The 24,868-nt window shown below is 73.9% G+C and carries 24 protein-coding genes; 10 read left to right on the forward strand and 14 right to left on the reverse strand.

Annotation, left to right across the window (positions count from 1 at the left end; all coding sequences use genetic code 11):
- Positions 1 to 18: 18 nt before the first annotated feature.
- Entirely contained in the window at positions 19 to 687 is a 669-nt protein-coding gene (locus FH609_RS13135) for an HAD family hydrolase (protein ID WP_139669063.1), read from the forward strand.
- A 23-nt stretch (positions 688 to 710) separates the two neighbouring features.
- On the opposite strand, the gene FH609_RS13140 is transcribed toward FH609_RS13135, so the two are convergent.
- Complete coding sequence (locus FH609_RS13140) at positions 711 to 953, reverse strand: hypothetical protein (protein ID WP_226961623.1); 243 nt, start codon at positions 951 to 953, stop codon at positions 711 to 713.
- A gap of 166 nt (positions 954 to 1,119) precedes the next feature.
- Here FH609_RS13140 and FH609_RS32285 point away from each other — a divergent pair, with 166 nt between their 5' ends.
- Positions 1,120 to 1,503, forward strand: coding sequence for a cold-shock protein (locus tag FH609_RS32285; RefSeq protein WP_139669067.1), 384 nt, complete (start codon positions 1,120 to 1,122; stop codon positions 1,501 to 1,503).
- 141 nt (positions 1,504 to 1,644) lie between these two features.
- Here FH609_RS32285 and FH609_RS13150 read toward each other — a convergent pair whose 3' ends face one another.
- The 4 genes from FH609_RS13150 to FH609_RS13165 are packed head-to-tail and all read right to left on the reverse strand — an operon-like array spanning position 1,645 to position 5,257.
- Positions 1,645 to 2,511: a 1,4-dihydroxy-6-naphthoate synthase gene (locus FH609_RS13150; protein ID WP_139669069.1), complete on the reverse strand. Its 867-nt coding sequence runs from the start codon at positions 2,509 to 2,511 to the stop codon at positions 1,645 to 1,647.
- Entirely contained in the window at positions 2,508 to 3,233 is a 726-nt protein-coding gene (locus FH609_RS13155; protein ID WP_139669071.1) for a futalosine hydrolase, read from the reverse strand. Before FH609_RS13155 ends, FH609_RS13150 begins: the two co-directional genes overlap by 4 nt.
- A gap of 20 nt (positions 3,234 to 3,253) precedes the next feature.
- The gene (locus tag FH609_RS13160; protein ID WP_139669073.1) at positions 3,254 to 3,832 is read right to left on the reverse strand and encodes a hypothetical protein; all 579 of its coding nucleotides are present in this window, start codon (positions 3,830 to 3,832) and stop codon (positions 3,254 to 3,256) included.
- Positions 3,833 to 3,859: 27 nt separating this feature from the next.
- Positions 3,860 to 5,257: an MFS transporter gene (locus FH609_RS13165; RefSeq protein ID WP_405379012.1), complete on the reverse strand. Its 1,398-nt coding sequence runs from the start codon at positions 5,255 to 5,257 to the stop codon at positions 3,860 to 3,862.
- A 406-nt stretch (positions 5,258 to 5,663) separates the two neighbouring features.
- Here FH609_RS13165 and FH609_RS13170 point away from each other — a divergent pair, with 406 nt between their 5' ends.
- Entirely contained in the window at positions 5,664 to 6,440 is a 777-nt protein-coding gene (locus tag FH609_RS13170) for a DUF3027 domain-containing protein (protein WP_139669075.1), read from the forward strand.
- Between the two features lie 91 nt (positions 6,441 to 6,531).
- Here FH609_RS13170 and FH609_RS13175 read toward each other — a convergent pair whose 3' ends face one another.
- A complete protein-coding gene (locus FH609_RS13175) occupies positions 6,532 to 7,254 on the reverse strand; it encodes a sulfite exporter TauE/SafE family protein (RefSeq protein ID WP_139669077.1) in 723 nt (240 codons plus the stop codon).
- A gap of 160 nt (positions 7,255 to 7,414) precedes the next feature.
- On the opposite strand from FH609_RS13175, the gene FH609_RS13180 reads away from it, so the two are divergent.
- Both FH609_RS13180 and FH609_RS13185 read left to right on the forward strand, forming a co-directional pair.
- Positions 7,415 to 10,588, forward strand: coding sequence for a sacsin N-terminal ATP-binding-like domain-containing protein (locus FH609_RS13180; RefSeq protein ID WP_226961624.1), 3,174 nt, complete (start codon positions 7,415 to 7,417; stop codon positions 10,586 to 10,588).
- Positions 10,576 to 11,490: an endo alpha-1,4 polygalactosaminidase gene (locus tag FH609_RS13185; protein ID WP_139669079.1), complete on the forward strand. Its 915-nt coding sequence runs from the start codon at positions 10,576 to 10,578 to the stop codon at positions 11,488 to 11,490. Before FH609_RS13180 ends, FH609_RS13185 begins: the two co-directional genes overlap by 13 nt.
- Positions 11,491 to 11,521: 31 nt before the next feature.
- Here the strand turns inward: FH609_RS13185 and bla are convergent, their stop codons facing one another.
- The 6 genes from bla to FH609_RS13215 form a co-directional block, all read right to left on the reverse strand.
- Positions 11,522 to 12,481 carry a class A beta-lactamase gene (bla, locus tag FH609_RS13190; RefSeq protein ID WP_405379022.1) on the reverse strand — a complete coding sequence of 320 codons (960 nt, stop codon included), beginning with the start codon at positions 12,479 to 12,481 and terminating at the stop codon, positions 11,522 to 11,524.
- A gap of 2 nt (positions 12,482 to 12,483) precedes the next feature.
- A complete protein-coding gene (locus FH609_RS13195; protein WP_139669083.1) occupies positions 12,484 to 13,152 on the reverse strand; it encodes a hypothetical protein in 669 nt (222 codons plus the stop codon).
- Between the two features lie 18 nt (positions 13,153 to 13,170).
- Positions 13,171 to 17,751, reverse strand: a complete 4,581-nt coding sequence (locus tag FH609_RS13200) for a DUF6531 domain-containing protein (protein WP_139669085.1) — start codon at positions 17,749 to 17,751, stop codon at positions 13,171 to 13,173.
- A gap of 208 nt (positions 17,752 to 17,959) precedes the next feature.
- Positions 17,960 to 18,148 (reverse strand): DUF397 domain-containing protein, encoded by a 189-nt coding sequence (locus FH609_RS13205; protein WP_139669087.1) that lies wholly within the window; start codon positions 18,146 to 18,148, stop codon positions 17,960 to 17,962.
- A gap of 10 nt (positions 18,149 to 18,158) precedes the next feature.
- Positions 18,159 to 18,347 (reverse strand): DUF397 domain-containing protein, encoded by a 189-nt coding sequence (locus tag FH609_RS13210; RefSeq protein WP_139669089.1) that lies wholly within the window; start codon positions 18,345 to 18,347, stop codon positions 18,159 to 18,161.
- A gap of 12 nt (positions 18,348 to 18,359) precedes the next feature.
- A complete protein-coding gene (locus FH609_RS13215) occupies positions 18,360 to 19,211 on the reverse strand; it encodes a helix-turn-helix domain-containing protein (protein ID WP_139669091.1) in 852 nt (283 codons plus the stop codon).
- 123 nt (positions 19,212 to 19,334) lie between these two features.
- Between FH609_RS13215 and FH609_RS31070 the strand changes: the two genes are divergently transcribed.
- Together FH609_RS31070 and FH609_RS13220 are read left to right on the forward strand one after the other, a co-directional pair.
- Positions 19,335 to 19,499, forward strand: a complete 165-nt coding sequence (locus FH609_RS31070; RefSeq protein WP_193317947.1) for a hypothetical protein — start codon at positions 19,335 to 19,337, stop codon at positions 19,497 to 19,499.
- Between the two features lie 3 nt (positions 19,500 to 19,502).
- Complete coding sequence (locus FH609_RS13220) at positions 19,503 to 19,688, forward strand: hypothetical protein (protein WP_139669093.1); 186 nt, start codon at positions 19,503 to 19,505, stop codon at positions 19,686 to 19,688.
- A gap of 68 nt (positions 19,689 to 19,756) precedes the next feature.
- Here the strand turns inward: FH609_RS13220 and FH609_RS13225 are convergent, their stop codons facing one another.
- Positions 19,757 to 20,659: a phosphotransferase family protein gene (locus FH609_RS13225; protein ID WP_139669096.1), complete on the reverse strand. Its 903-nt coding sequence runs from the start codon at positions 20,657 to 20,659 to the stop codon at positions 19,757 to 19,759.
- A 63-nt stretch (positions 20,660 to 20,722) separates the two neighbouring features.
- Entirely contained in the window at positions 20,723 to 21,052 is a 330-nt protein-coding gene (locus FH609_RS13230) for a DUF2530 domain-containing protein (RefSeq protein ID WP_139669098.1), read from the reverse strand.
- Positions 21,053 to 21,263: 211 nt separating this feature from the next.
- On the opposite strand from FH609_RS13230, the gene FH609_RS13235 reads away from it, so the two are divergent.
- The 3 genes from FH609_RS13235 (at position 21,264) to FH609_RS13245 (ending at position 24,593) form a co-directional block, all read left to right on the forward strand.
- The gene (locus FH609_RS13235) at positions 21,264 to 21,704 is read left to right on the forward strand and encodes a MarR family winged helix-turn-helix transcriptional regulator (protein WP_122182837.1); all 441 of its coding nucleotides are present in this window, start codon (positions 21,264 to 21,266) and stop codon (positions 21,702 to 21,704) included.
- Positions 21,705 to 21,870: 166 nt separating this feature from the next.
- On the forward strand, positions 21,871 to 23,229 hold the full coding sequence (locus FH609_RS13240; protein ID WP_139669100.1) for an MFS transporter: 1,359 nt from the start codon (positions 21,871 to 21,873) through the stop codon (positions 23,227 to 23,229).
- A 77-nt stretch (positions 23,230 to 23,306) separates the two neighbouring features.
- A complete protein-coding gene (locus tag FH609_RS13245; RefSeq protein WP_226961625.1) occupies positions 23,307 to 24,593 on the forward strand; it encodes a phosphotransferase family protein in 1,287 nt (428 codons plus the stop codon).
- Positions 24,594 to 24,868 lie beyond the last annotated feature (275 nt).

Consider the following 24,868-nt stretch of genomic DNA (forward strand, 5'->3'; position numbering starts at 1 on the left):
CAGGGGCACAATAGCGGCATGTCACTTTCCCCGTCGCCGCGTTCCGCCGACCTCGAACCCGTTCCCGGGTTCACGGTCGGATTCGATCTCGACATGACCCTGATCGACTCCCGACCTGGCATCCGGCGCACCTATCTCGCCCTCGCCGAGGAGACCGGCGTCTTCATCGACGCCGACCTCGCGGTGAGCCGCCTCGGGCCGCCGATGGCCGAGGAGTTGGCGCACTGGTTCCCGGCGGAGCGGGTGCCCGCGATGGCCGACCGCTACCGCGAGCTGTATGTGGAGCTGGCCATCGAGCCCACGCCGGCGCTGCCGGGCGCGGCCGAGGCGATCGACGCGGTGCGCAGGCTCGGCGGCCGGAGCATGGTGGTGACGGCCAAGTACGGGCCCAACGCCCAACTGCACCTTGATCATCTGGGCCTCAAGACGGACCTGCTGGTCGGCTCGCTGTGGGCGGAGGGCAAGGCGGAGGCGCTGCGGGAGTATGCCGCCGGCGTGTATGTCGGCGACCACATCGGGGATGTGCGCGGGGCGCGCGCCGCCGAGGCGGTGTCGGTCGCGGTGGCCACCGGGCCCTGCCCGGCCGAGGAGCTGCGGGAGGCGGGGGCCGACGTGGTGCTGACCGATCTCACCGCGTTCCCCGACTGGTTGGCCGCCCACCGCGCGCCGGGCGCCGCCGGCGCCTGAGCGGCGGGGCGCGCTTCCGCGCGCTACCGCACCGCGCGTTGCGCCGCGCGGTCCTCGCGCCGCTGCGCGGCCACCGAGCGCGCCAGCCCGCAGCCGGCGACGAAGAAGCCGACGCCCATCAGCATCGAGACCAGATAGGCGGCGGTCGGCAGCGGCTCGGCGCCGACCAGCAACGGGATCACGGTGATCAGGGTGGCCACCGCGCCAACGGCGAAGATCACGCCGCCGATCCGGACCAGGCCATCCCCTGCTTGTTCGTTACTCACCCCCACAGGATCGCAGGTGCGAGCATATTTGCGACGCGGTGGGGGCAGTGATCCTCCGAAACGGCCCGGGAGCATCTTGTCACCGGGCTACGGGCGATTAGCCTGGGACGTGGCGGGCTGATGTGGCCCGCCTCACTGCTATGGACGAGTGCGAGGACGAGTACACGTGCCTACCGGCAAGGTCAAGTGGTTCAACAGCGAGAAGGGCTTCGGCTTCCTTTCCCGTGATGACGGCGGCGACGTCTTTGTGCACTCCTCCGCGTTGCCCGCCGGACTGGACGTGCTCAAGCCGGGCCAGCGCGTCGAGTTCGGCGTCGTCGCCGGCCAGCGCGGCGACCAGGCGCTCTCCGTCGTCCTGTTGGACCCGGTGCCCTCGGTGGCGGCCGCGCAGCGGCGCAAGCCCGACGAGTTGGCGTCCATCGTGCAGGACCTGACGACGCTGCTCGACGGCGTCTCCCAGCAGTTGGAGCGCGGCCGGTACCCGGAGCGCGCCAGCGGGCGCAAGATCGCGGGGATGTTGCGCGCGGTCGCGGACCAGTTGGACGTCTGAGGCCCCCGGGCCGGGCGTCGTCCTCCCCGGCCCGCCGCCCGGCCCCAGCCCCCAGCCCCAGCACCGCGCCGCCCGCCCGCCATCAACCGCCCGCCATCAACCGGCCGCCATCAACCGGCCGGCGGGCGACCACCCAGGCCGTCAACTCACCGGCGTCAGCCGGCCCGTGGCCGGCACCAGGCCCGCCGTCGCCGCGCGGCCGAGCAGCGCGTCGATCGCGGCATAGCCGGCCGGGCCCAGGTCCTCGGTGAACTCGTTGACATACAGCCCGATATGGGCGTCGGCCACCGCCGGGTCCATCTCCTGTGCGTGCGCCAGCACATGCTCCCGGCTGGCCGCCGGGTCGGCCCACGCGTGCCGCACCGAGGCGCGGATCGCCTCGGTGACGGCCGCCAGCCGCTCCTCGCCCAGCGAGCGCCGCGCGACGATCGCGCCCAGCGGGATCGGGTGCCCGGTGCTGGACTCCCAGTACTCGCCCAGGTCGGCCAACTGCCGCAGCCCGTAGGTCTGGTAGGTGAAGCGCGCCTCGTGGATCACCAGCCCGGCGTCCACCCGGCCGTCCCGCACCGCCGGCATGATCTCGGCGAACGGCAGCACCCGCACCTCGCCGACGCCGCCCGGCACCAGCTCCCCGGCCCAGAGCCGGAACAGCAGGTAGGCCGTCGACCGTTCGCTGGGCACCGCCACCGTCCGGCCCGCCAGCTCGGCCGGCGAGGCCGCGCCGCCGTCGGCCGTCAGCACCAGCGGGCCGCAGCCCCGGCCCAACGCCCCGCCGCACGGCAACAGCGCGTACTCCTCCCACACCCAGGGCAGCACCGCGTAGGAGACCTTCAGCAGGTCGCCCTCGCCGCGCTCCGCCCGGCCGTTGGTGATGTCGATGTCCGCGTAGTCCACGGTGACCGGCGGCGTCCCGGGCAGCAGCCCGTGCGTCCAGGCGTGGAAGACGAACGTGTCGTTGGGGCAGGGGGAGTAGGTCAGGGAGAGCGGCGGTTCGGCCGTGGTGCTCATGGTGTGTCAGCCTCCTCGTGATGCTTCTGCCGCCAGGTCTCGACCGCAGGGCCCAGCGCGGCGAACGCGTCGGTCAGCGCCTGGAGGGCGGCCGGGATGCGCCAGGCCGCGCGGTCCCGTGGCCCGACCGGGTTCGACACGGTGCGGACCTCCAGCACCGCCAGCCGGTGCGCGGCGGCGGCCGTCGCCACGCCATGCCCCTCCATCGCCTCGGCCGCCGCGCCCGGATGCCGGGCGGCCAGCGCGGCGGCCCGCTCGGCCGTGCCCGTCGCCGTGGCCACCGTCAACACCGGCCCCAGCACCGCGCCCGTCGCGTCGGCCACCGCCTCCGCCAGCTCCGCCGGCGGCCGGTGGCTGACCTGGCCGAAGCCCAGTTCCGCCAGGTCGATGAAGCCGTCGGGCCCCTCGGCGCCCAGGTCGGCGGCGACCAGCGCCGAGCCCACCACCGCGTCGCCCACCGCCGCCACCGGCGCGAACCCACCGCCGATGCCGGCCGCCACCACCAGGTCGTACCGCCCGGGCGCCACGGCCAGCACCGTCGCCGTGCCGGCGGCGGCAGCGGCCGGGCCCACGCCCACGGCCACCGCGTCCCACGCCGGCCCCCGGTGCAGCGTCAACCCGGCGGGCAGGGTGAACGGGTCGGGCGGCGCGCCCGTCGCCAGCGTTACCGCGTCCCGCTCGGCGGGCACGGCCGTCACCACCAACGTGCGTCTGCGGCTCATCGGTTGACGCGCTCGCGCGCTCAGTCGCCCGGGGTGAGCGTCGCGTTCCAGACACCCTCGACGCTGCCGAAGAGGTTCTCCTGGAACTCCTCCTCCGACTGCGACGCCCAGATCGTCTCGATGTCGTAGTCCTCGCGGACCTGCGCCACGCTCAGCCGCAGGTCCTCGGCGACCGGCGGCGAGCCGGGCTCCGCCTGCTGCTGCACCATCTGGAAGAGCTGGTCGCTGGGGAAGCTCCGGTAGGTGCCGGTGAACGGCTCGGCGCGGTAGAGCTGGTCGTTGACGAACAGCAGCCAGCCCTCCTCGGCGATCTCGGTGTCGACCCCGATCCGGAAGGTGTCGCCCGGCGTGCTGGAGAACGTGGCGCGGTTGTCCTCGCTGGACAGGCACTCCAACGCCCGCTGCGCGCCCAGCGCCTCGCCGTGCCCGTAGCAGTCGCTGGCGGTCTCCCGCGTCTTGCTGCTGCTCTCCAGCGTGAAGTGCGCGTTGGGCGACGGCTTCTCGCACGCGGACAGCACGAGGACGCCCAGCGAAACGGTGCCGATGGCGAGCGTCGTACGAATGGCCCGGCGGCCCCGGTTCCTGGCGGTAGCGGTCATGCACCGCAGATTACCGGCCGATACCGGTCACCTGACGCGCGGGTGCGGCGAGCCGCGTCGGGCCGTCGCGAGCAGGCCCCGCACGCTCAGCCCGGCGCCGACCAGGACCAGCGCCGCCGCCACGCCCATGCCCAGCGGCCCGATCAGCGGCAGCGAGATCCCGATCGCGCCGCCCAGCACCCAGGACATCTGGAGGGTGGTCTCGGAGCGGGCGAACGCCGAGGTCCGCACCACCTCCGGCACGTCCCGCTGGATCAGCGCGTCCAGCGCCAGCTTGCCCAACGCCTGACAGATCCCGGCCGCCGCGCACACCGCGATCACCGTCACCGCGAGATAGCTGACCGTCGCCGCGACCGTGGTGGTCACCGCGACCGTCAGCACCGCCAGCAGGATCAGCTCGGGGGAACGTTCCCGCAGCCAGTTGCCCAGCAGGTTGCCCATCCCGTTGCCCACCCCGGCGGCGACGCCCACCAGGCCGAGGGAGAGCGCGGCGCCCAGGCCGGGCAGCGGCTCGCCGCGCAGCAGGAACGCCATGAAGAAGAGGAGGAAGCCGGAGAGCGCGCGCAGCGCGGAGTTGGCCAGCAGCGCCTTGATCACCGGGGAGTCGCCGACCCTCGGCAGGAACCCGGACCGCTGCCCCTCGTTGCCGCCCCGACCCGAGCGCATGTCGGCCAGCTCGGCCAGGTGCGCGGTCCGCTCGCCCTTGGCGAGGTCGACCCGGCCGGGCAGCCGGAACGACATCAGCGCGCCGGTGACCGTGATGGCGCAGGCGGCGTAGAGCGGCCACCGTTCGCCGATCGCGTTGAGCGCCAGCCCGACGGGCGCCATCGCGCCGGCCGAGATCAGCCCGGTCAGCGTGATCCGCGCGTTGGCCTTCACCAGCGAGACGCGCGGCGGCAGCAGCCGGGGCACCACGGCGGCCCGCACGATGTTGTACGCCTTCGAACAGACCATCACGCCGAGCGCCGCCGGATACAGCTCCAGGCCGCCGGTGACCACGGCGCTCGCGATCACCAGCGCCAGCATCCCGCGCGCCAGCAGCGCGCCGGCCATCGCCGCGCGCCGCCCGTGCGGCAGCCGGTCGAGCAGCGGCCCGATCACCGGCGCCAGCAGGATGAACGGGGCCATGGTGACGGCCAGATAGAGCGCCACCCGGCCGCGCGCCTCGTCCGTCGGCACGGAGAAGAAGATGGTGGAGGCGAGCGCGAAGGTGATCAGCATGTCGCCGGCCGAGTGCACGGCGTGCAGCTCGATCAGCTTCGCCATCCCCGACTCGCCGGCGCCGTGCGCGTGCGTCGCGCGCCGCACCCGGCGCGTCACGGCGCGTGGCACGGCCAGGAGCGCGCGCCCCAGCGCCCGGCCGGTGCGCACGATCACCCCGGCGCGGTGCTCGGTTCCCGTGTCCAACCGACCGCCAGCAGCCACAACCGTTAGCGTACGGCCACCGGGGCCCCTGACTCCTTTGATCCGTCCGGGCTTTACGGGCTTTCCCCAAGCCGGACCAGCCCCGGTCGCCGCACGGTCCCCTCCGTGCCCGCCCGGTCCGCGCGAAGGCGCCGGACGGTCCGGGGCGAACGTGCCGGGCGGTCCCGGCGAACGTGCCGGGCGGTCCGGGGTGAACCCGCCGGGCGGTCCGGGACCGACGTGCGCCCGGCCCCGGCAGAACCCGTGCGCACCTCGCCCACCCCGTGCGATAGCGTGGCCGACGGTGCGCCTGGCCTGAAGTGAGTGCGCGACGTCGCAGCGGTCCCGGTGTCCGCTCCGTCCGCTCCGTTCGCCGCGAGGCGCCCGCCCGAACAACGCGGTAGGAGAGTTGCCTGTGAGTGCTGGGATGCGAAGCCGGACGCCCGACCGGCTGTGCGCCGAGGCGGTGGAGCTGGCCCGCGACGCGGCGGCACAGGCGGCGCACCCGCACCGGCTGGGCGAGCATCTGGGGATGGTGGCCGAGGGCGAGCGGCTGGTGACACACTTCTTCGCCAGCGAGGTGCCTGGCTACTCCGGCTGGCGCTGGGGCGTCACCGTGGCCCGCGCCTCGCGCGCCCGCTATGTGACGGTCGACGAGGTGGCCCTCACCCCGGGCCCCGAGGCGCTGCTCGCCCCGGACTGGGTGCCGTGGAGCGAACGGCTCCGCCCCGGCGACCTGGGCCCCGGCGACCTGCTGCCGGCGGAGGAGGACGACCCGCGCCTGGAGCCCGGCTTCCTCGCCGAGGACGCGCCGCCGCCCAACTCGCCGCTCGCCGAGGAGGCGGAACGGCCCGAGCGCGGCACGGTGCGGGACGTCGCCACCGACCTGTTCCTCGGCCGGAACCGGGTGCTGTCCCTCCAGGGCCTGCGGGAGGCGGCCGAACGCTGGGACGAGGAGTTCGGCGCGGAGTCCCCGATGGCGCAGGCGGCGCCGGCCTCGTGTGTGAGCTGTGGCTTCCTGGTGCCGCTGGCGGGGAGCCTGCGGCAGGCGTTCGGGGTGTGCGGCAACGAGTTCTCCCCGGCGGACGGCCGGGTGGTCTCCCTCGCCTACGGCTGCGGCGCGCACTCGGAGGCGGCCGAGTCGCCGAAGCACCAGGCCCCGCCGCCGCCCGTGATCGACGACCTGGGCACCGACCCGCTGTAGCCGCCCCGGCCCGGCGTGGCCGGCGCGGTCACCTGGCGGGCCGGCGGCGCCCGTTCATCCGGTGACCGGGCCGGCCCCGTACGCCGGCCCGTCACGCGAGCAGCGCGCGGACGACCAGCCCGACGCCCGCCGCGCCCACCACCGCCAGCAGCACCGCGCGCAGCACCCGCGCGTCGGTCCGCTCCCGCGACGCGCGGCCGGCCAGAAAGCCGGCCACCACCAGCGGCGTGGCCGCCAGCCCGTACCCGACCTGACGCCCGCCCAACTCCCCGGCGGCGATCAGCGCGCCGAGCGAGATCGCCCCGCCCAGCAGGAAGAACGCCGCCAGCGTCGCCCGCACCCTGGCCGGCGGCTCGTGCTGGTAGAGCAGCGCCATCGGCGGGCCGCCGATCGATGTCGCCGTGCCCGTGATCCCGGACAGCGCGCCGGCGCCCGCCAACGACCAGGGGCCGATGGCCAACCGCGCGCGCGAGAGCGAGGCGGCCACCGCCAGCAGCACCATCACGCCCACCGCGCCGGCCAACGCGCCCGGCGCCAGCCGCCCGACCAGCCACGCCCCGAGCAACGCCCCCGGCACCCGGGCCGGCAGCGCCCACGCCAGCCCGCGCCAGTCCACCTGCCGCCACTCGCTGACCACGCCGAGCACCGGCAGCACCAGCGAGGTGATCAGCAACCCGCCGGGCAGCAGCGACGGTTCGAGCAGGGCCAACGCCGGCGCGCCCAGCAGCCCCAGGCCCAGCCCGATGCCGCTCTGGAGGGCCGAACCCACGAACACCGCACCGGACAGCAGGAACAGAGTGGATATCTCGGTCACAGGACCCCGAACGTAACACCCGCCACCGACAGTCCCGCCCCCGCCCGGCGCCTGCCCGTTCCATGGCCCCGGCGCCTGCCCGTTCCATGGTCCCGTTGCCGGCCCGGAGGAGGCCCGGTCCGGGGCGTCATCGTCAGTGGACGGCGATAGTGTCGGTGGCGTGACCACCGACCACGCGGTTGACCCGTACTCCGGCCTGCCCGACCCGTTCAACACCGAGCGGCTGCGGCACCGTGTCCTGCGCGCCTGGCGGGACTCGCCGGCCAGGTTCCGGGAGGACGCCAACGCCGAGGAGGACCTCGCGCGCGGCGGGTACCGGGACCGGCTGGTCGTCGAGTTGGCGCAGAACGCGGCCGACGCCGCCCAACGCGCCGGCCGCCCCGGCCGGTTGCGGCTGACCCTGCGCGACGGGGTGCTCACAGCCGCCAACACCGGCGCCCCGCTGGACGCCGCCGGCGTCGAGTCGCTGGCCACGCTCCGCGCCTCGGCCAAGCGTGGCGGCGCGGGCGTCGGCCGGTTCGGCGTCGGCTTCGCCGCCGTCCTCGCCGTCAGCGACCGGCCGGAGATCGCCGGCGCCGGCGGCGGCGTGCGCTGGTCGCTCGCCGAGGCGACCGAGCTGGCCCGCGCCGCCGGGGAAGAACACCCCGAGCTGCTGGCCGAGTTGGAGCGACGGGCGGGCGAACGGCACGCCGTCCCGCTGCTCCGGCTGCCGCTGCCGCTCGCCGGGGCCGACGTTCCCGACGGCTGCGACACGGTGATCACCCTGCCGCTGCGCGACGCGGCCGCCGAGGACCTGGCCGACCGGCTGCTGGCCGCCGTGGACGACACGCTGCTGCTGGCGCTGCCCGGGCTGAGCGAGGTGGTCCTCGACACCCCGACGGGTCAACGGGCGCTGGCCCGGCGGCAGTTCGGCCCCTACACGCAGATCACCGAGGAGCCGGGCCCGGCCGGCAGCGCGGTGCGTTCCACCCGCTGGCGGGTCTCCTCCCTCGCCGGCGAGGCCGAAGAGGCGCTGCTGGCCGACCGGCCCCTGGAGGAACGCGAGCGCCGCAACTGGTCGCTGAGCTGGGCCGTTCCGGTGGACGCCGAGGGGGCGCCCGCGCCGCCGGTCAGCGCGCCCGTGCTGCACGCCCCCACCCCGACCGACGACACGTTGGGCCTGCCGGCGCTGCTGATCGGCAGCTTCCCGCTGGAGCCGACCCGCCGCCATGTGGCGCCAGGGCCGCTGACGGACTTCCTGCTGCGCCGCGCCGCCGAGGCGTATGCGGCGCTGCTCGCCGACTGGCGGCCGGTCACGCCCGAGATCCTGACGCTGGTGCCCGGGCCGCTGGGCCGTGGCGAACTGGACGGCAGGCTCCGGGAGTTGGTGCTGGAGCTGCTGCCCGGCACGGCGTTCCTGCCGAGCGCCGCGGCCGGCGCGGCCCCGCCGGAGCCGCTGGAGCCGGTGGCGGGCGAGGAGCCGGCGGAGCACGAGCCGCCGGTGGCGCTGCGCCCCACCGAGGCCGAGCTGGTGGAGCGGGCCGGCGCCGAGACGGTCGCCGTGCTCTCCGAGCTGTTCCCCGGGCTGCTCCCCGCCGGCCTGGAACGCCGCGCCGAGCTGCGGGTGTTGGAGGTCGAGCGGGTCTCGCTGGGCGAGGTCATCGAGCGGCTGGCCGGCGTGGAGCGCCCGCCCGGCTGGTGGTGGCGGTTCTACGACTCGCTGGCCGGCGTCGATCCTGACCTGTTGACCGGTCTGCCGGTGCCGCTGGCCGACGGCCGCACCACGATCGGCCCGATGCGGGTGCTGCTGCCCACCGTCGGCACCGAGCCGGCCGAGTTGGGGCGGCTCGGCCTCAAGGTGGCGCACCCGGAGGCCGCCCACCCGCTGCTGGAGAAGCTGGGCGCGGCGCCCGCGACGCCCCGCGCGGTGCTGGACACGTCGCAGGTGCGGCACGCGGTGGCGGCCTCGGCCGACCTGGAGGTCTGGGACGAGGACGCCCTGCCGGCCGCCGAACTGGCCGCCACCGTCCTGGCGTTGGTCCGCGAGGCGGACCTCGGCCCCGGCGACGAGCCCTGGCTGGCGGCGCTGGCGCTGCCCGACGAGACGGGCGAGCTGACCCCGGCCGGCGAGCTGGTCTATCCCGGCAGCCTCTTCCAACAGGTCATCAGGGCCGACGAGTTGGCCGCCTGCGACGCCGACCTGGCCGAGCAGTGGGGCGAACGGGTGCTGACCGCCGTCGGCGTGCAGGCGGACTTCGTGCTGGTCAGGGCGGCCGATGTGGTGCTGGAACCGGACGAGTTGGAGCCGCGCGACGGGCCCTACGCCGAGCCGGACGACATCGGCCTGCTGGACTCGGTCGACGTCTGGTGCGAGGACGTGCTGGACGCGCTCCCGGACGCGCCGCTGCCGCCGGTCGCCGCCGAGGTGCTGGCCGTGCGGGACCTGGAGCTGGTGGACGACGACCGCTGGCCGCTGGTGCTGGAACTGCTGGGCCGCTCCCCGCTGCGGGAGGCGCTCACGGGGCGGGTCCGGGTGCGGATGCCGGACGGCACGGTGCGATCCGCCCGTTCCTACACCGCGTGGTGGCTGCGCGGCGCGCCGGTGTTGGACGGCCGCCGGCCCGCCGGGCTGCGCTCGGCCGGCGGCGATCCGCTGCTGGCCGGCCTGTACGAGGACGCGGACACCGCGCAGGCCGACGACGAGGTGCTGCGCGCGCTCGGCGTGCGGACCACGGCTGCCGCGCTGCTCGCCGAACCGGGCGGCGCCGCCGAGTTGTTGGCCCGGCTGGCCGACCCGGAGCTGACCGTCTCGGCCTGGCAACTCCACGGCCTCTACGGGCTGTTGGCCGAGCTGGACCCGGAGGAGGTCACGCTGCCCGACGCGCTGCGGGCCGTGGTGGACGGCGAGGTGCGCGTGGTGGACGCGGGCGAGACGCTGGTGGCCGACGCGCCCGACCTGCTGCCGCTGGCCGACGGCCGGGCGCTGCTGCCGGTGCCGCCTGAGCTGGCCGGGGACCTGGCGGCCGTGCTGGACGTGCGGCCGCTGAGCGCGGCGCTGCCGGCCGTTCCGCCCTCGGACGGGGAGGTGCGCGAGGTGCCGGCCAGCGCGCGGGAGTTGCTGGGCGAGGAGACGCCGACGGAGTACCGGGAGCACGAGGACGGCCTGGTGATCGACGGCCGGGAGGTGGACTGGCGGCTCACCCCGGAGGGGGTGTTGCACGCCGCCACCTTCGAGGGGCTGGCCGCCGGGCTGGCCTGGGCCACCGGGCAGTGGCCGCGCCGCTTCGAGCTGGCGGCGCTGCTGGAGGACCCGGAGCGGGCGGCCGAGTTGGAGACCGCCCGATGGTTCGACTGAGCCGCGCCCCGCTCGCCGCCGCCCTCCTCGCCGCCCTGCTCACCGCTCTGCCGCTCGCCGCCTGCTCCTCCTCGGACCGCTCGGGCCCCTCGGACGACGCGGCTTCGAACGGCGGCGGCCCGGACGGCGGCGCTTCGGGCGGCGGCGCTTCGGGCGGTGGTGAGCGGGCCGGGGCCGAGGGGGAGCCCGACGGGGAGCCGGCGGGGTGGTGGCGGCCGACCGCCGGGCTGGACTGGCAGTGGCAGCTCACCGGCGACCTCGACCTCGAACTCCCCGTCGACGTCTACGACATCGACGCCTTCGAGGCCACGGCCGAGGACGTCGCCGCGCTCCACGACCGGGACGTGAAGGTGATCTGCTATGTCAACGCCGGCGCCTGGGAGGACTTCCGCCCCGACGCCGACGCCTTCCCCGAGGAGCTGCTGGGCGAGGGCAACGGCTGGCCCGGCGAACGCTGGCTGGACATCCGCGCGCTGGACGCCCTCCGCCCGCTGCTGGCGGAACGCTTCGACCGCTGCGCGGCCAAGGGCTTCGACGCGGTGGAGCCCGACCTCCTCGACGGCTACCAGAACAACACCGGCTTCCCCCTGACCGCAGACGACCAGCTGGCGTTCAACCGGATGGTCGCCGAGCTGGCCCACGAACGCGGCCTGGCCGTCGGGTTGAAGAACGACCTGGACCAGATCCCGCAGCTGGTCGGGGAGTTCGACTTCGCCGTCAACGAGGAGTGCGCCGCCCACGGCGAGTGCGGGCTGCTGACCCCGTTCATCGAGGCCGACAAGCCGGTCTTCCACGTGGAGTACGAGCTGGCGCCCGAGGAGTTCTGCCCCGAGACGACGCCGCTGGGGCTCAGTTCGCTCGCCAAGAACTGGGAGCTGGACGCCTGGCGCGCCACCTGCTGAGCCCCCGCCCGCCGAGCCCGCCGCTTCCGGGTCAGCGGCCCAGCGACTCGACGGCCACGGTCGCGGCCCGGGCGATCAGCGCGTCGTCGCGTTCGGCGCCCTGCTGGTCGCGGCGGGACATCACGGCGAGCACGATCGGCTCGCCGCCGTCGTCCGGCCAGAGCACGGCGATGTTGTTGCGCCCGCCATAGCCGGCCGTCCCGCTCTTGTCCGCCACCGTCCACTCGGCCGGGACGCCGGCCCGAACCAGCGTCTCGCCCGTGGTGTTGGTCTCCATCCACTGGCGCAGCAGCGCCCGTTCGGCGTCACCCAGCGCGTCCTCCAGCGCCTCCTCCGGCCCGTCGCCCAGGAGCAGGGCGCGCAGGTCGGCGGCGAGCGCACGCGGCGTGCTGGTGTCCCGGTCGTCGCCCGGGGTTCCCTCGCTGAGGTCGGGCTCCCAGCGGTCCATCCGCGTGGTGTCATCGCCGAGTTGACGCAGCCACGCCTCCAGCGCCCCGGGCCCGCCCACGACGTCGAGGAGCAGGTTGGCCGCCGCGTTGTCGCTGTACCAGAGGGCCGCCGCGCACAGCTCGCGCAGGCTCATGCCCGCGTCGACGAAGTTCTCCGTCACCGGCGAGTTGTCGAGCAGGTCGTCGGCGGTGTAGCTGATCACCTCGTCGAGGCCGTTCGCCCCGTGCTCGTCCAGCACCGCGCCCACCAGCAGGGCCTTGAAGGTGGACGCGTAGGCGAACCGCTCGTCCGCCCGGTGCGCGACCTCCCGTCCGGTGCCGGTGTCCACCGCGTAGACGCCCAGCAGGGCGTCGAACTCGCCCTCCAGCGCGTCGAACTCCTCCGCCGCCCCGGGCTCCTCGGCCGGCGGCTCCTCCGTCGCCGACGAGGTGGCCTCCGGCCGCGACTCGGCGACCGGCTCCGCGCCGCCCGAGCATGCGGCCAGCGCGCACAGCATCGCCAGCGCGCCGGCGACGACGGGCATCGCGCCCCGGCGCGGCACCCTCAAGACCGACCCGCCAGCGCGCGCAGCGAAGCCGCCTGCTCGGCCGTCAGCTCCAGCTCGGTCTCCTCGGCCAGCGCCAGCAGCAGGCCGGCCAGCCGCTCGCCCCTGGGCACCGCGCCGGCGCCCAGCGCCTTGACGGCGTCCGCCGCCAACTCCGCGCCCCCGCCCGCCGGGTCGTGCAGCGCCGCCAGCACTAGCCCGGCGGCGGAACGCGGCCCGCCGTCCCACTCCAGGTCCGCGCGGAGGGTGCGGCAGACCTCCAACGGGTCCGCGTACCGTTCGACGAACGGCACCCCGCGCTGCTCGTAGAGCGAGACGAACTCGTCCACGGTCCGCGCGACATCCGCCGCGTTCCCCATGTACCAGACCGTCTGCGCGCCGGGCTCGGGCGCGTAGAGCGGGGCGGCCAGCGTCAGGTTGGTGGACTTGGCGAACTGCTTGTCGAGGAAGTACTTCTTCAGCAGCAGCTCCACCGGGTCGTGGCGCACCCCGACGCTGGGGATCACCCCGCTTTCCCCGGTCTCGACGTCATGGCTCAGCGGCATGAAGAGCCCGGCCTGCACCCCGGGCTCGACCTTGCGGAAGAAGTAGCCCCTGGCCCGCTTCCGGAAGCCCAGCGGCGCGAAGACCTCGGCGAACCGTGCGTTGAAGTCGTCGGAGAGGCTCATCAGGTCCCTTGGATGTGGCTATGGATATCGGATGACCCCCACGCTGGTGCCCACGGGGATCGGCGTGCCGTTGGGCACGCCGACGGCGGCCAGCCGGTCGCTCATCACCGTACCGCCGGCCTGCGGCAGGCGCGGGTAGACGATGCGCTGGTTGCGGGTGAACGGGGCGCGGGCGCCGTTCTTCACCTCGATCAGCACGAGCTGGCCCTGGGGGTTGCGGGCCACGATGTCGACGAAGGCGTTGACGCCGGGCGCGCCGTTGGCCTGGATGCGCACCTCCTTGGCGACCACGCTGTAGCCGCTGGCCCGCAGGTCGGCCTCGGCCCGGCGGATGCCGGCGCGGCCCTTGAGGACATAGGCGATGCCGCCGGCCAGGCCCAACGGGTCCAGCCAGATCAGCGGGTTGGGCACATAGCCGAAGTGGTGCGGCCCCGGCACCAGGCCCAGCGGGTCCGGGGTGAGATAGCGGGCGGTGGCCGGGTCGTAGTAGCGGTGGACGTTGTAGTGCAACCCGCTCTCGGCGTCGAACAGTTGACCGGGGAAGCGCAGCGGGCAGTCCAGGGCCGGCTCGCCGGTCGGCTCGGCCACCGGAAGCCCCCAGAGCGTGGCCCGGGGCGCGCGCCAGGCGACCGTGCCGTCCTGGGCCAGCAACTCCGTCGGGGTGCCCACCAGGTCGCTGACGATGGCGTGAAACCGCTCGTCCACCTCGCGCTGGCCGAGCAGGCGCGGGTCGACCCCGTCTGGGTTGGCCTCGCGCCGCGCGAACTCGCCCTGCGGCGGCGCGATCCGGTCCAGCTGGGCGACCGGCCGCTGCCCGTCCGGCCCCCACTCCCAGGTGGTGACCCGCTCCCCGCCCGGCACGGGCCCCTCGCCCTTCGCCAGCCCCGCGCTCCCCGCCCGCCCGTCCACGACGATCCGTTGCTCGGCCAGCACGGCGTCGTCCCAGACATACTCGACGCGTTCGGCCTCGCTGCCGTCCCCGGCCAGCCGCCGCTTGCTGATCCGCCGGCCGAACGGGTCGTAGCCATAGACCCAGCGGGTGCCGTCCGGGGTGGTCAGCTCGGTGAGCTGGTTCTCCGCGTTCCACGCGTGCCGCCAGACCTCGACCGCGCCGTCGGCGGCGTGCCGGACCCGTTCGACCACCCGCCCCTCGGCGTCGTGGACATGGCCGAACGCGCCCTGCCGCAGCAGCAGCGTGCCGCGCACCTCGCGCGGGGCGGCGGCCGCGTCGGTGACGTTCCCGGAGGCGTCCCAGGCGTAGGACTCCAGGGCGGCGCCCCCGGCGTCCCGCACGGCGTGCACCCGCCCGCTGCCGTCGACGTCGAAGTGCCGTTCCTCGCCGTCCGGTTGGCGCAGCGCGGTGGGCACCCCGTCGCCCCGGTACTCCCAGGCGCGGCGCCCGCCGGCGAACCGCTGCTCGGTCAGCTGGTGGTCGGCGCTCCACGCCTGCTCCCACACCGGGCCGAGCGGGCTGGCCAGCGTGGTGGGCCGGGCCGCCGGGTCGTAGCCGAACGCGAGGTCGTGCCCGTCCAGCCTGAGCGACGTCGGCCGGTCGGCCTCGTCGTGCGTCCAGACGCTGACCGCGCCGGACGGCGTCTCGCGCCGCGTCCGGCGCCCGGCGGCGTCCCAACCGAGGCGCAGCGTCCGCCCGTTGGTGGTCTCCTCGACCAGCCGGCCCAGCGCGTCGCGGGTCAGCACCAGCTCGGCGGTGGCGTTGCGCGCCGCCACGATCCGGCCCATCGGGTCGTAGGCGAAGGTGGCGGCGACGCCGGGGCCGGTCCGTTCGACCATGTTGCCCAGCCGGTCGTGGCGGTAGCCGACCGCCTCGCCGGCGCCGTTGACCCGCTCCGTCAACTGCCCGGCGGCGTCCCAGGCGTACCGCACCGAGCGGCCGTTGACATCGGTCTCGCGCACCAGGTTCCCGGCCGCGTCATAGGTGTAGTGCCAGGCGAGACCGGCCCCGTCGATGATCTCGGTGACCCGCAGCTCGGTGTCGTGGACGAACTCCCGCCGCCCGCCGTCCGGGTCGATCCGCGCCGTGACCCGGCCGAACGAGCCGACCTCGTGCCGGCTGACCCTGCCCGCCGCGTCCGTGTGGGCCAGCAGGTTCCCGTCCGGGTCGTACTCCCAGCGCTCCGTCTCGCCGCCGGGGTGGGTACGGGAGCCGAGCCGGCGCTCGGGTGTCCAGCTCAACACCGTCCGCCCGCCGACCGGATCGACCACCTCCACCAGCTGGCCCAGCGGGTCGTAGCGGTAGCGGATCGTGCCGCCGAGCGGGTCGGTGACCTCGACCGGCTGCCCCGTGGCGTCGCACCGCACCCGGTGCCGGCCGCCGCCGGCGTCCACCACCTCCCGCAACCCGCCCCGCTCGTCCCAGACATAGCGCTCGGTCGCTCCCAGCGGGTTGGTGCTGGCGGTCAGCCGCCCGAACGCGTCATAGCGGTGCTCGTGCCGGGTGCCGTCCGGATTGGTCACCACCGCCGGCCGGCGCGGCCCCGCGTACTCGGCGGTGACGGTGCTGCCGTCCGGCCGCTCCACCGAGGTCAGGTTGCCCTCGTCGTCGTAGCCGTAGCGGGTGGTGCGGCCCAACGGGTCGGTGCGGGCGAGGAGTCGGTCGTAGCGGTCCCACTCGCTGAGCGTGGTGCCGCCCAGCGGGTCGGTCACGGCGACCACCTGGCCGCGCTCGTTGTACCGGTACTCGGTCGGGTGGCCCAGCGAGTCCAGCGCGACGGTCACCCGCTCCTCGCGGTTGTGGCGGAGCGTGGCCGAAAGGAACCCGTCCGAGCCCTCGGCCCGTTCGCAGCGCCCCTCCTCGTCATAGGTGTAGGCGTAGTGGCTGCCGCTGCGGTCCGCCCAGCTCGCGATGCGGCCGGCGCCGTCATAGCTCATCCGCAGCGGCAGGTCGGATGAGTTGACCACCTCGACCAGCCGGCCCATCGGGTCGTAGCCGTAGCGCGTCAGGGTCTCGCCGGTCGCCGGCGCGCGGAGCGCGGTGATCCGGTGCTCCTCGGTCTCCACGGCGAGGTGGTAGCCGCCGCTGTGCCGCACCCCGGTGGGCGCGCCCTCGGGCCCGTACTCGAACGTGATCCGCGTCCCGTCGCGCGCCACCACCTCGGCGATCGGCAGGATCAGCGTCTCGAACATCCCCTGCCAGGCCGGCCCGCCGCCCGGCCGGAACACCAACGACCGCAACTCCTCGGGGACGTCGATCACCATCTCGCCTTCGGGCGTCCCGTCCCAGGTCAACGGCCAGCGCGGGCCCTCCTTCGGCAGCGTGGGCACGCCCGGCTCGGGCACCGGATAGCCCAGCACCACGCCGTCGGGCGCCGCGTACCGCACGCCGTCCGCCTCGACCTCAAGCCGCTGGTCGAACGTCGAGGACCAGGACGGCCCGAACCAGCGCCCGCAGCGGTAGGACGAGACATGGGAACGCTCGACCTCCAGCGGCAGCGTGCCCGGCAACTCGACGTCCCTGATCAGCATCACCACGTCGCCGCTGACCACGTCCACCGGGTCGCCGCAGGTGAACCGGTTGAGCAACTCCACCGCGTTGCCCCGCAGGTTGGCCGCGCCGCGCGAGAGGCTGGTGCCGATGCCGCGCAGGCCGCCGGAGATGCCGCGCAGCCCGGTGCGCGCCGCGTTGAGCCCGCCGCGCAGGCCGCGCGCCAGTCCGCCCAGGGTGGTCAGCCCGCGCATCCCTGGGATGCAGTCGAGTGCCGCAAACGCGACATCGAGCAGACTTGCCCGGCCCTGAACGAACTTGATCAGTGTGTCGGCCAACACGACCACGGCGGCGGCGAGGACGACCCAGGCGAGCGGGCCGCCGATGATCAGGGCGACGATGCCCAGGACCGCGACGATCACCTTGCAGATCTCGACGAGCACGTCCCAGGCGTCGCTCAGCCACTCGATGAGCTTTTCCCACCACTTCTTGTTCTGGATGCCGGCGTCGGACGCCTCGTCGATGCCCTGGGCGCAGCTGCGCGCGGCCTCCTCCCGCATCTCCTGGGCTTCCTGGGCGAGTTGGCGGGCGGCGGCGAGGCGTTCCTCGGCGTCGTTGACCCGGGACTGCGCGGCGCCTGCCGCCGCCTCGGCGGCCTGCTGGTCCCGGGCCGCCGCGCGGACATCGGCCTCGTCCGGCGGCTCGACGTTGTCCCGCTCGCCCTCGCGTTGCAACCGCTCGGCCTCGTCGCCGGCCCGGCCCACCCAGTCCTCGGCGTCGCCCAACGCGGCCTGGGCGCTCGCCAGATCCGCCTGCGCGGAAATGGCCCGATCCAGCGCCCGGTCCGCCATGCCCTGCGCGGTCTGGAGCTTGGGCCAGTAGGTCTGGAGCGCCTGGGAACACAGGCTGTAGGAGTCCTCCAGCTTGGTCAGGTTCTCCGGAACGCCCTCGAACTCGGCGCGGAAGGTGTCCGCCGAGAGCCCCGCCCAGTCGAGGATGGCGCGCTCGGAGGCCATGCTGCGGATCTTGCCGAGCGCCTCGCCGACGTCGTCGGCGAACTCCTGCAAGTCATCGGCGAGTTCTCGAACCTCGTCCGGGTCCCCAGGCGTCGGGTCCCGGTCCATGTCCACCGGGGACCAGTCAGACGGACGTGCCACGACCCCTCCTCGTGAGGAACGAGCGCCTTACGAGGAGAGGTTACGCAGAGTAATCAAGCGGAGTCAACGGGTGGCATCGCGCAGACCGTCTCACAAGGGGCCGAACCGGCCAACTCCCGGCATGACATGGTCCGGTCGACGGCAGCGAGAGGCCCCGGTCGGGCACGTGGTGCGCCCGGGCCGGGGCCTCGTCTCGATCCGCTGGCGTTCAGGCCCGCTTGAGGGTTTCCAGCCAGATGTGAAGGTGGGTGCGGGGGAAGTGGAGGGTGGCGGTGTGGGGTGTTTTGCTGTCGCGGATGGCGATGGTGCCGTCCGTCAGCTCGGCCACCTGTACGCAGTTGCCGCCGGCGTCGCTGTAGGAGGAGGTCCGCCAGGGGGAGTTGGTTGGCCGTTCCATGGCAACCTGGCTACCCGTGCTTGAGGGTGTGTAGCCAGGTGGTGAGTTGGGTGCGGGGGAAGTGGAGGGTGGCGGTGTGGGGTGTTTTGCTGTCGCGGATGGCGATGGTGCCGTCCGCCAGTTCCGCCACCTGCACGCAGTTGCCTCCCGCGTTGCTGTAGGAGGAGGTCCGCCAGGGGGAGTGGGGCGCTTCGGTCATGGGAGGGGTGCCTTATCCAGGTTGCTCGGCAAGGGCCTTGGCGAGCAGCTCCGTGGAGTCCTCCGGCGAAAGGGCCATCTGGCTCAGATCGTCGAACATCGCCACCAACGTCGCCACATCGCCTTCGTCGCTGATCATATAGCCGCCCAGCGGACCGTCGAAGCAGCCCAACGGAGGGTCCTGCTCCGGGTCTTCGAAGTGCAGCGTCATGAAGTTGCTGGCCGCGCCGCCGTAGCCGCTGCGGTCGGCGGCCAACACCTGAAGCGTGACGTTCTCCGCCGTGGACATGCGATGCAGCTTGGCCAACTGCCCCTTGAGCACCTTGGGCCCGCCGACGGCCAACTGAAGCACCGCCTCCGGAATCACCGCGTGCAGCCGCAGCGGCCGATGGTCGACCAGCCTCAGCTGGCGCCGCATCCGGGCCGCCACCCACCGCTCCACAAACTCCGGGTCCACCTTGTGACGCCCCGCCTCGTGGAGCGCCTTCGCGTAGTCCTCGGTCTGGAGCAGCCCGGGCACCAGGACCGGTTCGAACGTCTTCACCTCGACCGCGTCCTCCTCGAAGCTGACGATTGGCCGCAGCCAGTCCGGCAGCCCGAACATGGCCCACGGCGACCGGCCCTGGTTGGCCGCCACCCGCAGCTCCTCCAGGCCCTTGCGCACCTCGGCCGGCGCCCGCAACTCCGCGAGGAGATAGGCCAGATCGGACTTGCTGATCTTGGTCTTCCCGCGCTCCCAGTTGACCAGACTGGCGTGGGTGCGCCCCAACACCCGGCCGAGATCGCCCTGTGTCCGCCCGCTGCGCTCCCGCAGCTTGCGAAGCTCCGCCCCGAGTCGCCGCAACTGCGCCGAAGAACTGGCCATGAGTAACGCCCCCTTGCATCACGCCGGTTGTGCCGGTTCGCGCTCGATCCTAGTTCTGATGTAAGCGATTTGAAGTCACACGTTCGGGTGATGACGCACACTTACGTAAGCGTCTAGCATCTGGTGCTCGACCAACTCACCGAGGGAGAGCGGGACATGACGGAGTGGGACGAGCTGGGAATCGACTTCGACACGGAGGTGCGGGATCTGGCGCTGAGCCAACGACCGCGCCTCTTCGCCGTGGTGCAGGTCTTCGGCGAGAACGAGGATGCCGTGGTCGCGGCGTAGGGGATGCGACAGGAGGACGGCCGGTTCGACGTCATCAGCCACGACGGGCGGCGCATCATGCGACTGCGCTCGCTTGACCGGGTGCTGCTGCCGTTCCAGCGGGCGCCGGAGGTCAGCGCCCGCGTGATCTGGGCCGACCCGGAGCCGGAGACCGACCCGGAACCGGAAGCCGAACCCGTACCCGCCTGAGTGCCCCGCCTCCCAGCCACGCCCGGTCGGCGGTGGGCGCGGTCAGCCCGTCGGGTCGGTTCCGGAGATCATTCCTTCGGGTACAGAAAGCGATCGGCGAGCGCCCGGGCGCGGTGCCGCACCCGGGCGATGCCCTCGGCGTCGTTGTACGCGGCGAACGGCGGCCACAGCCACAGGAGCGTCGCCAACTCCTCGGCCACCAGTGCCTGTTCCCACACCGCCCGGTCGCCGACCGCGACCGGGCGGTGCGCGAGGTAGGCATCGACGAACGCCCGGGGCACCACCGTTCCCCCGGGCGTCATCCGCACGCTGAGGAACGCCAGATCGGTGCTCGGGCGGCCCACTCCCGTCGACTGCCAGTCGCAGAAGACGAGGGACGCTCCCCGGTGCACGATGTTGTCGGTGTGGAAGTCGCCGTGTCGGAAGACCGGGGGCGGAACCTCCATGCGCCGTCGGAACTCCGCCGCGCTGGACAGCAACACCGCGAGCTGCGGCAGCGCATCGCCCCAGAACTCTCTGATCCCCGGGAGGTCGGGGGCGTCCAGCGCGGCCGACAACGGGTCGCGGCGCTCCCAACCGGCCGCCGCCGGGGGCGGCATCGTGTGGAGCGCCGCCAGGTCCCGGCCCAACATCGCCCACAACTCGGGCGTCCAGGACGCCGCTTCCCGTGGTTTGCCGGCGTGGGTCAGCAGCAGGACGACCCCGTCCCCGTCCTCCCAGCCGTCGATCAGCCTCGGCACCCGCACGGGGACGACGGGGGCAAGCTCCCGGTAGAAACGCAGCTCGTTCCGGGCGTTCGCCAGGGACATCGCACCGGCGGAGGCCGGCACGACCTTGAGGAACGCCCGTTCCCCGTCGGCTCTCCGCACCGATCCGACCGACGCGCCGGAGCGCGACTCCAGCGAGTCGCTCCCGCCGTCGCTGACCACCCCCAGCGCCTTCAAGGCCCGGTCCCGCAGCCGAGTGCCCATCCGTGAACTCCCCGGTCCTCCGCCGCGCGCGGCGGCCGTCACTCGCCGGCCGCGTGAGCGTTGCTACGCGCCTGCCTCGGGTGTGCCGGGCTTCCCTGGGGCTCCGCCTGCCTCGGGCCTCCCGGCGGCCTGGCGCTCCGCCTCCTCCGCGCGGCGGATCGCCGCGTCGCGGGCGCGGACGTACCAGAGGCCGATCAGGCCGAGCCCGGCGCCGGCGGCGCAGGTCCACAGCCACCAGAGGTGGTCGTTGTCGTCGAACCAGCCGTAGAAGGGGAGTTGGACGACGAACAGCACGGCCCAGGTGATCGTGCCGACCAGCACCGTGCGGACGGGGTTGCCTTCGAGCGGCTCGGGGGCCTCCCGCTTGCCGTCCGCCAGATCGCCCCAGCGCATCGCGCCAGCCTCCCGTGTCCGTGAACCGTTCGCCGGCTCAGCGTACCCCCGCGCTTTCGGGCACGCGGGAGCGCGCCCGGACGTCGCCGGCGCACGCAGCGTGCGCGGGCCAGGCGTGGGGTTGCTCACTCCGGTGGGTCTCAGGAATGTACAGCGGCCACCGATCGTCCTATATTTCGTTAGGCAAGCTAATGAGCGAACGGTGGTGTTCATGCCTCACGCGATGGATCGCCCGGAGGATGCCGAGGCGGTCAACACGTTGCGTGTCGGGGTGCTTCGGCTCTCCCGACGGATGCGCCACCTCTCCGTCGATCGCACGCTCAGCCTCGCCGAGCTGTCCGCCCTGGGCACGCTCGCGCGCTGTGGGGCCATGACCCCGGGGGAGCTGGCTCGCAAGGAGCATGTGCAGCCCCCGTCGATGACCCGCATCCTGTCGTTGCTCCAGGAACGCGGACTCGTCGCGCTCCAGCCGCACCCGGAGGACCGCCGGCAGAAGCTGGTGGCCGCGACCGACGCCGCCGAGGAGATGCTCGCCGCCAGCCGCGCCCAGCGCAACGCCTGGCTGGCCGGGCTCGCCGACGAGCTGACCGAGGAGGAGTGGGCAGCGCTCCGCGCCGCCGCACCCGTGCTCCACAAGCTCGCCCACTTGTAGCGCGCCCCCGGCGGCGCCCCGGGAGATCACCGTCCCGGGACAACCCCCAAACCGCACCGCCAAGCAGGACCCAGCACGACTCGCACAACCGACAGAACTGGCACGACCAGCAGGACCCGCACCAACGAGCAGGAACGCACGGAACAGCACCAAAGGAGAGACACCCTTGAGTCCGGGACCCGGAGCAGGCTCCGCACCCGCATCCCTGACCGCAAACGACAAAGTATCCACATTCAGCTCATTCCGGGTGCGCAACTATCGCATCCACTTCTTCGGCAACGCGATATCCAACATCGGCACCTGGATGCAGCGCATCGCCCAGGACTGGTTGGTCCACGAACTGACCGGCTCCGCCGCCGCCGTCGGCATCACGACCGCGCTCCAGTTCCTGCCGATGCTGCTCTTCGGCCTCTACGGCGGCGTCCTCGCCGACCGCGTCGACAAGCGCAAGCTGCTCATCGGCACCCAGGTCGCACTCGGCCTGACCGGCCTGAGCCTCGCGGCGCTGACGTTCACGGATGTGGTGAACGTCTACCACGTCTATGTCCTGGCCCTGGTCGTCGGCCTGGTCACCGTGGTCGACAACCCGGCCCGGCAGACCTTCGTCTCCGACATGGTCGGCCCGCGCCTGCTGCGCAACGCGGTCTCCCTGAACTCGGCGAACTTCCAGTCCGCCCGGCTGATCGGCCCGGCGGTGGCCGGCGTGATGATCTCCGCCGTCGGCGGTGCGTGGGCGTTCCTGGCAAACGGCCTCTCCTTCGTGGCACCGATCATCGGGCTGATGTTGATGCGCACCTCCGAGCTGAACCCGGCAGAGCGGGTGCCTCGCGGCCGGGGTCAGCTGCGGGAGGGGCTGCGCTATGTGGGCGGTCGGCCCGACCTGTTGTGGATGATCGTGCTGGTCGGCTTCATCGGGACCTTCGGCTACAACTTCCCGATCTGGCTGGTCGCCTTCACCGACCAGGTCTTCGACTCGGGAGCCGGCACCTACGGTCTGCTGAACTCGCTGATGGCCGCCGGCTCGGTGGTCGGCGCGCTGCTGGCCGCCAGGCGCGGCAGCAGCCGGATGCGGTTCACCGTGGCTGCCGCCGCGCTCTTCTCCTCTCTGTTGTTGGTGGCTTCGGCCGCGCCGACGTTCGTCACCTTCGCCGTCCTCATGCCGCTGATCGGTCTGGCCGGGATGACCTTCCAGGTGACCGCCAACTCCACCATTCAGATCTCCAGTGATCCGGCGATGCGGGGCCGGGTCATCAGCATCTTCATGATGGTCTTCGTCGGCGGCACACCGATCGGGGGACCGTTGGTCGGCTGGCTCAGCGACGCGTTCGGTGCCCGGGTCGGCCTGATCAGCGGCGGCGTGGTCTGCCTGGCGGCGGCCGTCGGCGTGGCCCTGATCCTCGCCAGGATCGGCGGACTGCGGCTGCGCATCAGCCTGCGGGCGGGGAACCGGGGCCTGGCCCTGGTGCCGCGCGAGCCCAACGAGGCAACGGCTGGCGCCGGTGCGGCGGTTCGCCCGGCGGCGTAGGCGTTGCGGGTGGCGCGACCGGTGCTCGTGGCGTCAGCGGTCTGGGTAGCGTGAGGGGCGTGATGAGGCCGAGCAGCATGAGCGACCCGGGTGGCCCGAGCGGTCGGGACGGCGGCGCCGGCGCTTGCCCGCCGCCGGGCGGTGGGGCGCCCGCGCGCGGCGGGACGTCGGCGACCGGCGGGACGTCGGCCAGCGGCCGGGCTTCGACGGCCGCCGGCCGGGGGCCGGCCACCGCCGGCGGTGCGGCGTCCGCCGGTGGCCACGCGGCGGGCGGTGGCGAGGCGGCGGTAGGCGCCGAGCAGCCGCCGGCGGGCAGCGAGGAACCAACGGCGGACGGCGGCGCGCCAACGGCCGTCGAGGTGTTGCGCGCGCTGGGCCTTCGGCCCCTCGCCCTGCTGGGGCAGGGGATGGAGGGGACCGTCTACCGGCTGGCGGACGGGCTGGTCGGCAAGGTCTGGAGCAACGGGCGAACCGCCGCCGAGGCGCGGCGGTTCGCCGCCTTTCATGCCGAACTGGCCGCCCAGCGGCTGCCGTTCGCCACTCCCGAGCCGGTGGCGGTGCGGGAACGGGACGGACTGGTGGTCACCGTGGAGCGTGAGCTGCCCGGCGTTCCGCTGAGCGAGGCGGGGCTGGGACCTGCGGTGGGGCACGCGGCCGTCGTCGAGGTGGTGACCGCGCTCGGCGCGACCACGGCCGGGCCGGCAGCCCGCTCCCTTCCCGCGCTGGGCGAGGCCGTCCCGCTGTGGGCCGGGCACTCCTCCTGGCCGGAGGCGCTGGCCGCCCTCGTCGAGCGTCGCGCGGCGGCCGGCCGCCCCGCCCTCGCCCGGGCGCTGTCCTGGGCGACGGCGCGGCCGGGCGCCGGAGCCGGGTCCGTTGCGGGTCCGGGGCCCGGAGCCGATCCGGGCGCTGACGCGGCGAGTGACCGGAGGGCCGGGCAGGACGCGGTGCCGGCCAGCGTGCTGGCGCGGCTTCGCGCGCTGCCGCCTGTCGACGGGCCGGCGCGGGTGCTGCACGGCGACATCTGCCCGCCCAACATCCTTGTCGACAACGACGGTCGGGTCGTCGGTCTGCTGGACTGGGGCTTTCTGAGCACGGCCGGTGACAACGCCTTCGACGCCGCCACGGCCGCCGGCTTCTTCGACATGTACGGGCCCGAGGCGCGGGAGCACGACGAGGCCCTGCTGGCCACCATGACCGAACGACTCGGGTACGCCAGGGAGACGTTGCTCCTCTACCGCGCCGCCTACTCCCTGGCAACCGCCACCGTCTACTCCTCGGCCGGCGACGACGGGCACTTCGCCTGGTGCGTGGACTTCCTCCAACGCCCCGAGGTCCGGGAGCTGTTGGGACTCGGCACGCGTTAGCGGTGGTGCGGCCGGGGCGGGCGTCCTCGGCGGCTCCGGCTCCGGCGCGGACAGCCTGGCCGACGAAGGCGCCGGCTCCGGCTCCCACGCCGGCGTCCGCGCGGCCGGCCGCCGGGGCGCAGCCCCTCGCGCGAGCGACCGCACCAGCGCCCTCCCGACCCGCGCGATCCCCCGTGACACCCGGCCCATCACCCGGCTCAGCAACTGCCTCAACATCGCTCTACCCCCTGTGTGTTGCCCCTCGCGGCTTTGTCGCTACGAAGAGTAACCGAAGA

It is taken from the genome of Streptomyces sp. 3MP-14 (assembly GCF_006334905.2).
Classification (GTDB): domain Bacteria; phylum Actinomycetota; class Actinomycetes; order Streptomycetales; family Streptomycetaceae; genus Streptomyces; species Streptomyces triticirhizae.

What these genes read in the sequence shown, in the direction of transcription:
- FH609_RS13170 (WP_139669075.1), top strand. Translation starts at nt 5,664, where the DNA reads ATGCGAAGCCGGACGCCCGACCGGCTGTGCGCCGAGGCGGTGGAGCTG.
- FH609_RS13205 (WP_139669087.1), bottom strand. Translation starts at nt 18,148, where the DNA reads ATGGAACGGCCAACCAACTCCCCCTGGCGGACCTCCTCCTACAGCGAC.
- FH609_RS13245 (WP_226961625.1), top strand. Translation starts at nt 23,307, where the DNA reads ATGAGCGACCCGGGTGGCCCGAGCGGTCGGGACGGCGGCGCCGGCGCT.
- FH609_RS13195 (WP_139669083.1), bottom strand. Translation starts at nt 13,152, where the DNA reads ATGAGCCTCTCCGACGACTTCAACGCACGGTTCGCCGAGGTCTTCGCG.
- FH609_RS13230 (WP_139669098.1), bottom strand. Translation starts at nt 21,052, where the DNA reads ATGCGCTGGGGCGATCTGGCGGACGGCAAGCGGGAGGCCCCCGAGCCG.
- FH609_RS13135 (WP_139669063.1), top strand. Translation starts at nt 19, where the DNA reads ATGTCACTTTCCCCGTCGCCGCGTTCCGCCGACCTCGAACCCGTTCCC.
- FH609_RS13210 (WP_139669089.1), bottom strand. Translation starts at nt 18,347, where the DNA reads ATGACCGAAGCGCCCCACTCCCCCTGGCGGACCTCCTCCTACAGCAAC.
- FH609_RS13150 (WP_139669069.1), bottom strand. Translation starts at nt 2,511, where the DNA reads ATGAGCACCACGGCCGAACCGCCGCTCTCCCTGACCTACTCCCCCTGC.
- FH609_RS13185 (WP_139669079.1), top strand. Translation starts at nt 10,576, where the DNA reads ATGGTTCGACTGAGCCGCGCCCCGCTCGCCGCCGCCCTCCTCGCCGCC.
- FH609_RS13215 (WP_139669091.1), bottom strand. Translation starts at nt 19,211, where the DNA reads ATGGCCAGTTCTTCGGCGCAGTTGCGGCGACTCGGGGCGGAGCTTCGC.
- FH609_RS13160 (WP_139669073.1), bottom strand. Translation starts at nt 3,832, where the DNA reads ATGACCGCTACCGCCAGGAACCGGGGCCGCCGGGCCATTCGTACGACG.
- FH609_RS13155 (WP_139669071.1), bottom strand. Translation starts at nt 3,233, where the DNA reads ATGAGCCGCAGACGCACGTTGGTGGTGACGGCCGTGCCCGCCGAGCGG.
- FH609_RS13220 (WP_139669093.1), top strand. Translation starts at nt 19,503, where the DNA reads ATGCGACAGGAGGACGGCCGGTTCGACGTCATCAGCCACGACGGGCGG.
- FH609_RS13235 (WP_122182837.1), top strand. Translation starts at nt 21,264, where the DNA reads ATGCCTCACGCGATGGATCGCCCGGAGGATGCCGAGGCGGTCAACACG.
- FH609_RS13225 (WP_139669096.1), bottom strand. Translation starts at nt 20,659, where the DNA reads ATGGGCACTCGGCTGCGGGACCGGGCCTTGAAGGCGCTGGGGGTGGTC.